This is a genomic window from Sphingomonas jatrophae, from assembly GCF_900113315.1.
Lineage (GTDB): Bacteria > Pseudomonadota > Alphaproteobacteria > Sphingomonadales > Sphingomonadaceae > Sphingomonas_P > Sphingomonas_P jatrophae.
Window position 1 is genome coordinate 625,328 of record NZ_FOZG01000002.1, and the last position, 12,060, is coordinate 637,387.

General features: G+C 69.1%; 12 protein-coding genes and 1 tRNA gene. 12 read left to right on the plus strand and 1 reads right to left on the minus strand.

Features of this window, described 5'->3' with window-relative positions:
* Positions 1 to 54: 54 nt before the first annotated feature.
* The 11 genes from BM360_RS12260 to rplL all read left to right on the plus strand — a co-directional run bounded on the left by BM360_RS12260 (position 55) and on the right by rplL (position 10,552).
* Entirely contained in the window at positions 55 to 1,833 is a 1,779-nt protein-coding gene (locus BM360_RS12260; RefSeq protein WP_093314996.1) for a fatty acyl-AMP ligase, read from the plus strand.
* A 166-nt stretch (positions 1,834 to 1,999) separates the two neighbouring features.
* A complete protein-coding gene (locus tag BM360_RS12265) occupies positions 2,000 to 4,345 on the plus strand; it encodes a putative bifunctional diguanylate cyclase/phosphodiesterase (RefSeq protein ID WP_093314998.1) in 2,346 nt (781 codons plus the stop codon).
* A gap of 72 nt (positions 4,346 to 4,417) precedes the next feature.
* A tRNA-Trp gene (locus BM360_RS12270) sits at positions 4,418 to 4,493 on the plus strand.
* Between the two features lie 122 nt (positions 4,494 to 4,615).
* On the plus strand, positions 4,616 to 4,813 hold the full coding sequence (secE, locus tag BM360_RS12275; protein WP_093315000.1) for a preprotein translocase subunit SecE: 198 nt from the start codon (positions 4,616 to 4,618) through the stop codon (positions 4,811 to 4,813).
* 23 nt (positions 4,814 to 4,836) lie between these two features.
* Positions 4,837 to 5,376 carry a transcription termination/antitermination protein NusG gene (gene nusG, locus BM360_RS12280; RefSeq protein ID WP_093315002.1) on the plus strand — a complete coding sequence of 180 codons (540 nt, stop codon included), beginning with the start codon at positions 4,837 to 4,839 and terminating at the stop codon, positions 5,374 to 5,376.
* A 194-nt stretch (positions 5,377 to 5,570) separates the two neighbouring features.
* Positions 5,571 to 6,008 (plus strand): 50S ribosomal protein L11, encoded by a 438-nt coding sequence (gene rplK, locus BM360_RS12285; RefSeq protein ID WP_093315004.1) that lies wholly within the window; start codon positions 5,571 to 5,573, stop codon positions 6,006 to 6,008.
* Between the two features lie 2 nt (positions 6,009 to 6,010).
* Positions 6,011 to 6,709 carry a 50S ribosomal protein L1 gene (gene rplA, locus BM360_RS12290; protein WP_093315006.1) on the plus strand — a complete coding sequence of 233 codons (699 nt, stop codon included), beginning with the start codon at positions 6,011 to 6,013 and terminating at the stop codon, positions 6,707 to 6,709.
* Positions 6,710 to 6,881: 172 nt separating this feature from the next.
* Entirely contained in the window at positions 6,882 to 8,417 is a 1,536-nt protein-coding gene (locus BM360_RS12295; RefSeq protein ID WP_093315007.1) for a M20/M25/M40 family metallo-hydrolase, read from the plus strand.
* 68 nt (positions 8,418 to 8,485) lie between these two features.
* On the plus strand, positions 8,486 to 9,115 hold the full coding sequence (locus tag BM360_RS12300) for a hypothetical protein (protein WP_093315009.1): 630 nt from the start codon (positions 8,486 to 8,488) through the stop codon (positions 9,113 to 9,115).
* Positions 9,116 to 9,583: 468 nt separating this feature from the next.
* Positions 9,584 to 10,105, plus strand: a complete 522-nt coding sequence (rplJ, locus tag BM360_RS12305) for a 50S ribosomal protein L10 (RefSeq protein WP_093315011.1) — start codon at positions 9,584 to 9,586, stop codon at positions 10,103 to 10,105.
* 63 nt (positions 10,106 to 10,168) lie between these two features.
* Positions 10,169 to 10,552: a 50S ribosomal protein L7/L12 gene (gene rplL, locus BM360_RS12310; protein WP_093316025.1), complete on the plus strand. Its 384-nt coding sequence runs from the start codon at positions 10,169 to 10,171 to the stop codon at positions 10,550 to 10,552.
* A gap of 150 nt (positions 10,553 to 10,702) precedes the next feature.
* On the opposite strand, the gene BM360_RS12315 is transcribed toward rplL, so the two are convergent.
* Positions 10,703 to 11,593, minus strand: coding sequence for an alpha/beta hydrolase (locus BM360_RS12315; RefSeq protein WP_093315013.1), 891 nt, complete (start codon positions 11,591 to 11,593; stop codon positions 10,703 to 10,705).
* A 138-nt stretch (positions 11,594 to 11,731) separates the two neighbouring features.
* On the opposite strand from BM360_RS12315, the gene BM360_RS12320 reads away from it, so the two are divergent.
* A complete protein-coding gene (locus tag BM360_RS12320) occupies positions 11,732 to 11,989 on the plus strand; it encodes a GCN5-related N-acetyltransferase (protein ID WP_242653470.1) in 258 nt (85 codons plus the stop codon).
* Positions 11,990 to 12,060: the final 71 nt, after the last annotated feature.

Genomic DNA, 12,060 nt, shown 5'->3' on the forward strand with positions numbered 1-12,060 from the left:
CAGGGGCACGGCGATGCGGAGATGGAAGAAGGGTATCGAGTGACGGCTCCCGACATGACCGGCGCGGAGAGGGCAGACGATGCGAAGGGCCGCGCGGGCGCGCAGGCACCGCTCGTGGTGACGCCGACGGACGACGCCCTGACGCGTCGCTACGCCGATTTTGCGACCTTGGGCGAATCACTGGATTATGCGGCGCAAGGCAAACGCGGGCTCAACTTCCACGACGCCCGCGGCACGCTGATCCGTGCCTATCCGTTTTCCGAGATGCGCGCCGATGCGCTGGGCCATGCGCGCCGGCTGATCGCGGCGGGCATCCGCCCGGGTGATCGCGTCGCGCTGGTGGCGGAGACGGGCACCGACTTCGCCGCGCTCTTCTTCGGCGCGGTCTATGCCGGCGCGTGGCCCGTGCCGTTGCCGCTGCCGACCAGCTTTGCCGGCAAGGACAGCTATATCGGACAGCTCGAGGTCCAGCTCGGCAGCTCCGACCCCGCGTTGTTCCTGTATCCGGCCGAGCTCGCCGGCATGGCGGCGGCCGCTGCCACCGCCTGCGGCCTGACGGGCGAGGATTGGGAGACGTTCGCCGCGCGCCCCGCCCCGCCAGCGACGCTGCCGACGGCCAGCCCCGACGACATCGCCTATCTGCAATATAGCAGCGGCTCGACGCGCTTCCCCCACGGCGTCGCCGTCACCCACCACGCGCTGCTCGCCAATCTTGCCGCGCACAGCCACGGCATGGACGTGCGCGACGGGGATCGCTGCGTCTCATGGCTGCCCTGGTATCACGACATGGGGCTGGTCGGCTGCTTCCTGTCGCTCGTCGCCAACCAGGTGTCGGGCGATTACCTCAAGACCGAGGATTTCGCCCGCCGTCCGCTGGCCTGGCTGGACCTGATCAGCCGCAATCCCGGCCAGACGCTCTCCTACTCGCCCACCTTCGGCTACGATATCTGCGCGCGGCGCATGTCGTCGCAGACGCGCGCCGCCGATCGCTTCGATCTGTCGCGCTGGCGCCTCGCCGGCAACGGCGCGGACATGATCCGGCCCGACGTGATGCAGGCCTTTGTCGATGCCTTCGCCGATGCCGGCTTCGACGCGCACGCCTTCACTCCCTCCTACGGCCTCGCCGAGGCGACGCTCGCCGTGTCGATCATGCCGCCCGGCGAAGGCATTGTCGTCGAGCTGGTCGAGGAGACCGAGCTGTCGGGTGGCGGCGTCGCCGCGAAGGACCGGCCGCAGCGCTACCGCGCCGTCGTCAACTGCGGCAAGCCGGTGCGCGGCATGGAGATCGAGATCCGCGAGGAGGACGGCCAGCCGCTGCCCGACCGCGCGATCGGCAAGGTGTGGTGCCGCGGCACCTCCGTCATGGAGGGCTATTTCCGCGACCCGGAGGCGACCGCCGCGTGCATGGCGGACGGCTGGCTCGACACGGGCGACATGGGCTATTTGTCTGACGGCTATATCTACATCGTCGGCCGGGCGAAGGACATGATCATCGTCAACGGCAAGAACCACTGGCCGCAGGATATCGAGTGGGCGGTGGAGCAGCTGCCGGGCTTCAAGGCGGGCGACATCGCCGCTTTCGCCATCACGACCCCCGGCGGGGAGGAGACGCCCGCCGTCCTCGTCCAGTGCCGCACCTCGGATCTGGCCGAGCGTGCCCGCCTGCGCGAGGAGATTCGTGAGCGGGTGCGCGCCATCACCGGCATGAACTGCGTGATCGAGCTGGTGCCGCCGCGCACGCTGCCGCGCACCTCGTCCGGCAAGCTCAGCCGGGCCAAGGCGCGCAATCTTTATCTCTCGGGCGAGATCCAGCCCTACAACATCGCCGCGTGACGGGCCGGGCTGGGTCGCGCGCGACCCTCCGGCCCGAAGCCTCTCAGATCAGGGCAGATTCCCGCTCTTCGGGTTATCCGGTCCGATGCCGATCGATTATCCGTAATTCGGTTCAGGAATTGCGGAGATTAGGGGTCCGTTTAAGCATCGGGGCTAAATCGGCGCCGTGACCAGCCGCCCGGACGATACCACCCCGCCCATCCGCATCACCTGGCAGGCCGTGCTCGGGTTCTCCGAACGGTCGACGCCGGGGTGGGATCGCGTGCGCACGGCGCAGCAGGACGAACTCGTCCGCCAGTTGCCCCTCGTCTCGGCGGCGCATTGCGGCGCCACGCTGCTGCTCACGTGGATGTGCCGCAACAGCGTCCCGCCCTTGCCGCTGGCCACGTGGGCGGTGCTCAGCCTGCTCGTCTCGGCGCTCGGCATCTTTGCCGCCGGCCAGGCAAAGCCGGCAGGCCCGCGGGTGTGGAGCATTCCGCATTCGATCGTCTTCAGCGGCCTGTTCGGCCTCATCTGGGCGCTGCCGCCCACGCTCTTCTCCGGCGGCGCGCCGCTCGTCGAACAACTTGCCATGGCGATGGCACCGGCGGCCATGATGGGTCTGGTGGCGCTGACCTGCGGACCGCTGCCCGTCGTGGCGGCGGTGTTCGCGCTCGTCACCGGCGCGGGGCTCACCGCCATGGCGGCGGGCACCGGCTCGATCGGCCTTGCCCTCCTGCCGCTCGCTTATGCGACGCTGCTGATCATGGGCGGCGCCTCCGCGGCGCGCGCGCTGATCGCGCGGCGCTGGGCGGAGCTGGCGCTCGAGGAGCAGAGCGAGGTGGTCCGCCTGCTGCTGCGCGAGAGCGAGGGGCAGGATGCCGACTGGCTGTGGGAGGTGGACAGCGCCAAGCTGCTGCGCCGCGTCTCCGGCCGGCTCGCGCGCGCAGCCGGCCTGCCGGCGGCCGAGATCGAGGGCTGTTCCCTGATCCGTCTGCTGGCAGGCGCGGGCTGGGAAACGGGCGAGACCGCGCCGGAGATCGCCGAGCTGGTCGAGCGGCTGAATGCGCGCGAGCGGGTGTCCAATTTCGAGGTGCCCGTCACGCTGAATGGCGAGGAACGCTGGTGGTCGCTCTCCGCTGCGCCGCGGCTGGACGAACGCGGCGGCTTTGCCGGGTTCCGCGGCGTCGGCTCCGACGTCACCGAGCGGCGCCGCTCGACCGACCGGATCGAGCATGCCGCCCGCTTCGATGCCCTCACCGGCCTGTGCAACCGCGCCCACTTCATGAACGAGGCACGCAAGGCGATCGCCGCTGCCCACCGCGATGGTGATCGCGCCGCGCTGCTGCTGATCGATCTCGACAAGTTCAAGCCGGTCAATGACACGCTCGGCCACCCCGTCGGCGACAAGCTGCTGAAACGCGTGGCGGAGCGGACGCGCGGGCGGATCGGCCCCAATGATCTTGCCGGCCGGCTGGGCGGTGACGAATTCGCCGTGCTCGTCCGCAGCCATGCCGACGATCCGCGCGTCGCCGCGCTCGCGACCGAGCTGATTGCCGTGCTGGTGGAGCCGTTCGAGGTGGACGGCCAGCTGATCCGCATCGGCGCCAGCATCGGCTCTGCTTTGGCGCTGCGCGACGGCCGCACGCTGGAGACGATCGTGCGCAATGCCGATCTCGCGCTCTACCGCGCCAAGCATGACGGCCGCGGCTGCCACCGCCGCTTCATCCCCGCCTTGCTCGCCGATTCGGAGCGCCGCCGTGCGATCGAGAGCGCGCTGCGCGAGGCGTTGGAGACGGACCAGTTCACCCTCCTCTACCAGCCAATGATCGAGGGCGACGGCGGCCGCATCGTCGGGTTCGAGGCGCTGATCCGCTGGACCCATCCGACGCTGGGCGAGATCGCCCCGGTCGATTTCCTCAAGGTGGCGGAGGAGGCGCAGCTCGCGGCGCGGCTGGGCGCCTGGGTGCTGCGGAGCGCCTGCGTCGAGGCGGCGCACTGGCCGCAGCCACTCCGCGTCGCGGTCAACCTGTCGAGCGAGCAGCTTGCCGATCGCCAGCTTCCCGCCATCGTCGTCGCGGCCCTTGCCGGCTCGGGGCTGGCCGCGCAGCGGCTGGAGCTTGACGTCTCCGAACAGAGCTTCCTGCGCGACAACGGCACGGTGGTGACGGTGCTCGATCAGCTCCGCTCCCTCGGCGTCCGCATCGCGCTCGACGATTTCGGCAGCGGCTATGCGGCGCTCGGCTATGTCCGCCGCGGGCGGTTCGACACGATCAAGATCGACCAGGCGTTCGTCCGCGGCGCGGCGCAGAGCGAACCCGAAAGCCTCGCCATCGTCCGCTCGGTGGTGGCGCTCGCCGGATCGCTCGGCATCTCGACGGTGGCCGAGGGCATGGAGACGGACGTCGAATATCGCCGCATGCGCGATCTCGGCTGCCGCCACATGCAGGGCCATTATGCCGGTGCGCCGATGCCCGCGGACGCGGTGCGGCAGCTGGTCGACGCGCCGGAGCCGATGGTGGCCGCACGCTGAGGCAGCGCCTTCGCGACCCCGCCCTTGCGCGGGCGTGCGGGCCCCGCTATGTGCGCCCCTCTCCGGACCCGGAGGAGTGTAGCTCAGTTGGTAGAGCATCGGTCTCCAAAACCGAGGGCCGGGGGTTCGAGTCCCTCCACTCCTGCCAGCCGCCGCGGCTGACAGGCAAGGGTTCGGAGACAGTCAGCGAGGTCGCGGGCCTATCCGCTGGACCCTGTCGGGGCCGGCGGGCGGCCTATGCCCTCGCAAAAGCTATTTGAGGACGGTCGCATGGCCAAGACGACGCCGGGCGAGTTCATCCAGCAGGTGCGGACCGAGACCGGCAAGGTCGCATGGCCGAGCTGGAAGGAAACCTACATGACGGCCATCATGGTGGTCATCATGGCGGTCGTGCTCGGCCTGTTCTTCTTCCTGGTCGATTCGGTGTTCAGCCAGATCGTCCAGGCGCTGCTCGGCCTGCTGGCCTAAGGCTTCGGAGTAACACCACACCCATGTCGCGCTGGTACATCATCCACGCCTATTCGGGCTTCGAGAACAAGGTGCGCGAGGCGATCCTCGCCGACGCGACGCGCCTCGGCCTGGAGCAGCTGGTCGAATCCGTCGAAGTGCCGACCGAGAAGGTGACCGAGGTCCGCCGCGGCAAGAAGGTGACGTCGGATCGCAAGTTTTTCCCCGGCTACGTGCTGGCGAAGCTCGAGATGAACGACCAGGTCTATCACCTCGTCAAGAACACGCCGAAGGTGACGGGCTTCCTCGGTTCGTCTGGCAAGCCGCAGCCGATCAGCGAGGCCGAGGCCGCGCGCATCCTCAACACCAAGGACGAGGCCGCTGCCGCCGCGCCCAAGGCCAAGCTCAAGGTCGATTACGAGATCGGCGATTCGGTCAAGGTGCTCGACGGCCCCTTCGCCAGCTTCAACGGCCTGGTCGAGGAGCTGGATTTCGATCGCGGCCGCGTGAAGGTCTCCGTCTCCATCTTCGGCCGCGCCACGCCGGTCGAGCTGGAGTTCGAGCAGGTCGAGCGGGTCAAGTAACGGCCTCTACCGGCCTGGCCTGGTAGCCGAAGTAATTACGTCACCCCAGCGAATGCTGGGGTCTCATGAGGTGGAGGGCACCGCCAGCCTCGACGAGATGCCAGCCTTCGCTGGCATGACGAAGTGAAGGTGCAATCCCGCGGGAGGCAGGCTTCGGCCCGCCGTCAGCACCGCTAAGCCATAGAGAGGTTCACATGGCGAAGAAGATTACCGGTTACATCAAATTGCAGGTGCCGGCCGGCAAGGCCAATCCGTCGCCGCCGATCGGCCCGGCGCTGGGTCAGCGCGGCGTCAACATCATGGAATTCTGCAAGGCGTTCAACGCCAAGACGCAGGCCGAGGGCACCGAGGTCGGCACGCCGCTGCCGACGGTCATCACCGTCTACGCCGATCGCAGCTTCTCGTTCGAGACGAAGACGCCGCCCGCCACCTACCTGCTGAAGAAGGCGGCGAACCTGAAGTCGGGCTCCAAGGAGCCGGGCAAGACGTCGGCGGGAACCATCAAGCGCTCGCAGGTCACCGAGATCGCGAATGCGAAGATGAAGGACTTGAACGCGAACGACGTCGAATCGGCCACGCGCATCATCGAGGGCTCGGCCCGCGCGATGGGCCTTCAGGTGGTGGAGGGCTGAACATGGCGAAGCTGAGCAAGAAGGCCAAGGCGATGGCCGCGGCGGTTGACGCGCTGAAGCTGCACGGCGTCGACGAGGCGATCGGTCTCGCCCGCACGCATGCATCTTCCAAGTTCGACGAGACGATCGAGGTCGCCGTCAATCTCGGCGTCGATCCGCGTCACGCCGACCAGATGGTCCGCGGCGTCGTCACGCTGCCCAAGGGCACCGGCAAGACCGTCCGCGTCGGCGTGTTCGCCCGCGGTGCCAAGGCCGATGAGGCGCGCGCCGCCGGTGCCGACGTCGTCGGTGCGGAGGACCTGCTGGAGACGGTGCAGGGCGGCACGATCGAATTCGATCGCTGCATCGCCACGCCCGACATGATGGGCCTCGTCGGCCGCCTGGGCAAGATCCTGGGTCCGAAGGGCCTGATGCCCAACCCCAAGCTCGGCACGGTGACGATGAACGTCGCTGCCGCGGTCGAAGCGGCGAAGGGCGGTCAGGTCGAGTATCGCGTCGAGAAGGCCGGCATCATCCACTCCGGCATCGGCAAGGCGAGCTTCCCGGCCGAGGATCTGCGCGCCAACTTCGACGCGCTGCTGGACGCGCTGGTCAAGGCCAAGCCGTCGGGCGCCAAGGGCAAGTATGTCAGGAAGATCGCGGTCTCCTCGACGATGGGCCCGGGCATCAAGGTCGATCCGGCCGAGGTGAGCGCGGCCTGAGCCTCGCTCCTGACGAACGAACGCGAAGGGCCGGGAGCGATCCCGGCCCTTTTCGCATGGGCCGCGCACCGGCACGCGTCGTCCGCAATTTTCTGACATCTGCGCACAACATCATATTGCCAAGGCAATCACCTGCGGGTCATCCTCCTGCCCGACCAACAGGGGGATCAGCATGGATACGTCTTCGCCCGCCTCGCCTGCCCGCCGCGATGTCCTGCGCGGGGCAGCCCTCGGCACCACCGCGCTTGCCGCCACCGCCGCGGGCGCCGCGGGGACGCCGGACACGGCCGCCCTCCGCGCCGCGGTGAAGGCCGATCACGACGTCAACATCAAGCGCCTGCAGGATTGGATCGCGCTGCCCACCATCGCGGCGGAAGGCCGCAACATCGACCAGGGCGTCGCGCACATGACGCAGCTGGCGCGCGATGCGGGCTTCCAGACGGTCGAGACGATCAAGCCCGCCAAGGGCATCCCGGCCGTCTTCGCCACGATGGACAATGGTGCCAAGAAGACGCTCGGCCTCTACTTCATGTATGACGTCAAGCAGTTCGACCCGGCCGAATGGAGCTCGCCGCCGCTGGAAGGCCGCATCGTCGACCGCGCCGGCATGGGCAAGGTGCTGATCGGCCGGGGCGCGACCAACCAGAAGGGGCCCGAGTCGATGATGCTCGCCGCGCTCCACGCCTTCAAGAAGACGGGCCGCAAGCCGCCGGTGAACCTCGTCCTGATCGCGGAAGGCGAGGAGGAGATCGGCTCGCCCAATTTTGCCGAGATCGTCCGCACGCCCAAGGTGCTCGCCGCGCTGAAGAAATGCAGCGGCGTGATCATTCCCTTCCCCTCGCAGGCGCCGGGCAACGGCAACGTCTCGGTCAATCTCGGCGCCAAGGGCGTGATCGAGCTGGAGCTGGTCGCCTCGGGCGAGAAATGGGGTCGCGGTCCGGCCAAGGATCTCCATTCCAGCAACAAGGCGATCGTCGACAGCCCGGCGTGGCACCTCGTCGAGGCGCTCGCCACGCTCGTCACCCCCGATGGCAACACGCCCGCCATCGACGGCTGGTTCGAGCACGTGCTGCCGCTCACCCCCCGCGAAAAGGCGCTGATCGCGGACAGCGCCGCCAAGCGCGATCAGGCGCGCGAGATGGCGCAGATGGGCGTCAAGAAGTTCGTCGGCGACATGACGTGGCAGGAAACGCTGGAACGCCTCGCCGCCATGCCGACGATCAACATCGAGGGCCTCGTCGCGGGCTATACCGGTCCGGGCGGCAAGACGGTGCTGCCCGCGCGTGCGGTGGCCAAGATCGACATGCGCCTCGTCCCCGCGCAGACCAAGGATGATTGCGTCGCCAAGCTGAAGGCGCATCTCGCCAAGCGCGGCTTCGGCGACATCGAGGTCAATGTCTCGGGCGGCTATGATCCGACGCAGACGGACGAGAATAGCGCGCTGATCAAGGCGGAGCTGGCCACCTGCGCCCGCGCTGGCATCCAGACGACGGTCTATCCGCGCCTCGCGGGCTCATGGCCGGGCTATGTCTTCACCTCGGCACCGGTGTCGCAACCCGCGGGCCAGTTCGGCTTCGGCCATGGCAGCGGCGCGCACGCACCCGACGAATATCTGCTGATCGAAAGCAGCAATCCCAAGGTGCTCGGCTATGACGATGCGGTGATGGGCTACGTCGATTTCCTTCACCAGATCGCCGCCACCGGCTGATCGGGGCTTGGAACCGGAGCTGTGCCATGCCGTTCGGCCGCGGCATGGCACAGCCAAGGAGGTTCCCCATGAAGTTCGGCTCCACCCTTCGCGGCATGATCGCCGCATCCGCCCTGATGATCGCCGCCACGCCCGCGCTCGCCGGCGATGAGGAGCGCGCCCGCGCCGCCATCGCCGAGGCGCGTGGCAAGATCGATGCTGCGATGCGGATCAAGGCGGATACGGTCACGCCCGATGCCTTTGCCCGCGCGCAAGCCTCGCTCCGCCTCGCCGAGGAAGAGATCAAGAGCGGCCATGAGCAGAAGGCGATCCAGGCCGCGATCGAGGCGCAGCAGTTCGCCGACAGCGCCATCGGCCGCGCGCAGCAGCGCACCAACGCCGCCGTCGACGGCCAGGCGGTCGCCGCCCAGGCCGCCGCGCAGGATGCCGCCGCCGCAAATGCCCGCGCCGAGGCCGCGGAGCGCGCCGCCGCACAGGCGCAGGCCGATGCCGCCGCCGCGCGCGCCGCACCCCCGGTCGTCGTCCCCACGCAGGCCGCCGCCACCACGGTGACCACCGAAACGGTGAAGACCACTGCCGGCGCCGGCACCGTCCGCACGACGGCCAAGCGCCCGGTCAAGAAGGTCGTCCGCCGCACCACAGCGGCGCGCCCGGTGACGACGGAGAAGACCACGACGACAGTTACGACATCGAATTAAGAATCGGTGGGAGGCGCCAACCCGCCTCCCGCTCACCCCTTCTTTCTTCGTCATCCCGGACTTGGTCCGGGATCCACCGGGCGGCACATCCTGACACCGCTCAGCCAGGAGGCGCAGTGGATGCTGAAACAAGTTCAGCATGACGACGGGGTGGGCCGGTGCGCAGGCCCCACCCCCCCTTGCTTCCCCGCGCAAATCTGCTAAGCGCCCGACCTTCGCCGGGCAGGTTCGCTTGCCCGGCAGTCCGTCCGAGACAGCGGGTGCCCTCCGGGGCTTAATCATCCCGCCGAGGCGGGAAGAGATTTGCCGGCCGTATCGTCCGCGATGCGTCGTCTGCCATGTGTCGCCGCATCAGGCGTCCAGGCCCTAGCTCCTCCCCATCTGGACGTTGCCTCGCGCGGGTTCCCGCGCGGGGCTGTAACCGCATCCGCCCGGCGACGGGCGGTTGTTTGTTGAAGGAGTGAGGCAATGGATCGAGCACAGAAGACCGATCTCGTCGCCGAGCTGAAGGGCAATTTCGGGAGCACCAGCGTCGTCATCGTGACGCGCAACAAGGGGCTCACCGTCGCGCAGTCGACTGCGCTACGGAACCGGATGCGCGAAGCCGGCGCCCAGCATCGGGTCTACAAGAATACGCTCGCCCGCATCGCCGCGGAAGGCACGCCCTATGCGGGTGTGGCCGACCTGCTGACGGGCCCGACCGCTCTGTCCACGTCCGTCGATCCGGTGGCGCCTGCGAAGGTGATCGTCGAGTTCGCGCGGACCAACGACAAGCTGGAAATCGTCGGCGGCGCGATGGCCGGCCAGGTGCTCGACGCCGATGGCGTTCGTGCGCTTGCCACCCTGCCGTCGCTCGATGAGCTGCGCGCCAAGATCGTGGGCCTCGTGCAGGCGCCCGCGACCAAGGTGGTGCAGATCGTCCAGGCGCCGGCTGGCCAGCTCGCGCGCGTGCTTGGCGCCTATGCGGCCAAGGATGCGGAAGCCGCCTGAGCGGCAGCGATCATCGATTGAAGCGAACGAACATGGGGCGACCAGCCCCGCATGGAGACTATCATGGCAGACCTGCAGAAGATTGTTGACGACCTGTCGGCGCTCACCGTCCTCGAAGCCGCCGAGCTCTCGAAGATGCTCGAAGAGAAGTGGGGCGTGTCCGCCGCTGCTGCGGTCGCGGTTGCCGCGCCCGCCGATGGCGGTGCTGGCGCCGGTGCGCCGGCCGCTGAAGAGAAGACCGAGTTCGACGTCATCCTGACCGGCGACGGCGGCAAGAAGATCAACGTCATCAAGGAAGTCCGAGCGATCACCTCGCTCGGCCTGACCGAAGCGAAGGCGCTGGTCGAGGGCGCGCCCAAGGCCGTCAAGGAAGGCGTGTCGAAGGACGAGGCCGAGAAGCTCAAGAAGCAGCTCGAAGACGCCGGCGCGACTGTCGAGATCAAGTAAGCCTCACGGCTTGCTTGGCCCTGGCCTCCGTGCCGGGATCGATCAGGGGCCGGCGCGATCCGGCCCCGCAAGAGGGCGGCCTGGCAACAGGCCGCCCTTTTCGCATGCAGAAGGCGTAGCCTGTCGCAGGCTGCACCTTCAGCCTGACGATCAATCTGCCTCCGGCGTCCCGTTCGACGTCGCCTGCGGTGCCGCGCCGGCAGTCACTCGGTGCGCAAAGGCGGCCATGTCGCGCAGCACCGGCGCCCGCCCGCGCAGCGGCCGCGCCAGCGCGGTCAGGATGCCGACATGGGCGATGCCGGGATAAAGCTTTACCTCCGCCGCTACGCCGCCGGCGCGCAGCCGTGCCGCGAGCGCCTGCGTGTTGCGCGGCTGCACCGTCCGGTCGTCCGCACCGCTCAGCAGCAGCGCCGGCGGATCTCCCGCGCCGGCATGACTGACCGGCTGCGTCTCGGCAGCATCGGGCCAATGGCCGAAGGCGGCACGGCTCGCCGCCACATCGAACGGCGCGAAGTCATAGGGCCCGGCCAGACCGATCAGCCCGCGCACTGCCGTCCGGCCGTCCCCCAGCCAGCGCGGATCGACCGCCAGCATCGCCGCAATATAAGCGCCCGCCGAATGACCGGCGAGCAGGATGCGTCCGCCATCCCCACCCCAGGCCGCCGCATGGCCGCGAACGTAAGCGACCGCCGCCGCGCCATCCTCGACGAACCCGGGATAACGCCCCTCCGGCACCAGCCGGTAATCGGGCACCGCGACGACGAAGCCTTGCGCCGCCAGCGCGCGGCCGACCCAGCCATAATCACGGCGCGATCCGCTCGCCCAGCTGCCGCCATAGAAGAAGACGATCACCGGCCGTGCCCTGCCGCCCCGCGCCCGCGGCGCATAGACATCCAGCCGCCGCCGCTCGCCCGCGCCGTAAGCGACATCCCTGGCGACGCGCACCGCCCGGTCCTGCGGTACCAGCGTGGCGAACAGCCCGAGCGGCGAGCAGGCGGCGGGCACGCCTGCGAGCAGGGCAGCGGCAAGGCGACGGATCATGCCCCCGCTCTAGCCGTTTCCTCTCCCCCATGCGACGGCACCGCCGCGCCAGCGGAGGCTCCCCTGCCCAGACGCACTGTTCCCGATCCCACCCGCGCCGCGCTCGAGCAAAGCTGGCTGACGCTCACGCGCGAGACGTTGCCCGCGCTCGCCGCCGCACGCGAGTGGCCGGTCAACGCCGACCATTGCTTCCAGCGCATCCTGCTCGACGCAGCCTGCGAGGGCGTCTGGTATGACCGCATCGCCGGCCGCCCGGCCTATGCTTTCGCCCCCACCGACCTGCTCACCGCCGCCGTCGCCCTCGGCGAAGCGGCGGCAGTCGGCACGGCGGACCTGCCCGCGCTCAACGCCCGTTCGCTGGCGTGGCGCCGCGCGCGGAGTCAGCCGAAGGGGTGATCGCCCGGCTGGATCTGCCCGCCCGCTAGCACTCCCCCTCCCCGCTTCCTATCTCCCGCTCTGGCATCCCA

What these genes read in the sequence shown, in the direction of transcription:
- BM360_RS12260 (WP_093314996.1), top strand. Translation starts at nt 55, where the DNA reads ATGACCGGCGCGGAGAGGGCAGACGATGCGAAGGGCCGCGCGGGCGCG.
- secE (WP_093315000.1), top strand. Translation starts at nt 4,616, where the DNA reads ATGGCCAAGACGACGCCGGGCGAGTTCATCCAGCAGGTGCGGACCGAG.
- nusG (WP_093315002.1), top strand. Translation starts at nt 4,837, where the DNA reads ATGTCGCGCTGGTACATCATCCACGCCTATTCGGGCTTCGAGAACAAG.
- rplK (WP_093315004.1), top strand. Translation starts at nt 5,571, where the DNA reads ATGGCGAAGAAGATTACCGGTTACATCAAATTGCAGGTGCCGGCCGGC.
- rplA (WP_093315006.1), top strand. Translation starts at nt 6,011, where the DNA reads ATGGCGAAGCTGAGCAAGAAGGCCAAGGCGATGGCCGCGGCGGTTGAC.
- BM360_RS12295 (WP_093315007.1), top strand. Translation starts at nt 6,882, where the DNA reads ATGGATACGTCTTCGCCCGCCTCGCCTGCCCGCCGCGATGTCCTGCGC.
- BM360_RS12300 (WP_093315009.1), top strand. Translation starts at nt 8,486, where the DNA reads ATGAAGTTCGGCTCCACCCTTCGCGGCATGATCGCCGCATCCGCCCTG.
- rplJ (WP_093315011.1), top strand. Translation starts at nt 9,584, where the DNA reads ATGGATCGAGCACAGAAGACCGATCTCGTCGCCGAGCTGAAGGGCAAT.
- rplL (WP_093316025.1), top strand. Translation starts at nt 10,169, where the DNA reads ATGGCAGACCTGCAGAAGATTGTTGACGACCTGTCGGCGCTCACCGTC.
- BM360_RS12315 (WP_093315013.1), bottom strand. Translation starts at nt 11,593, where the DNA reads ATGATCCGTCGCCTTGCCGCTGCCCTGCTCGCAGGCGTGCCCGCCGCC.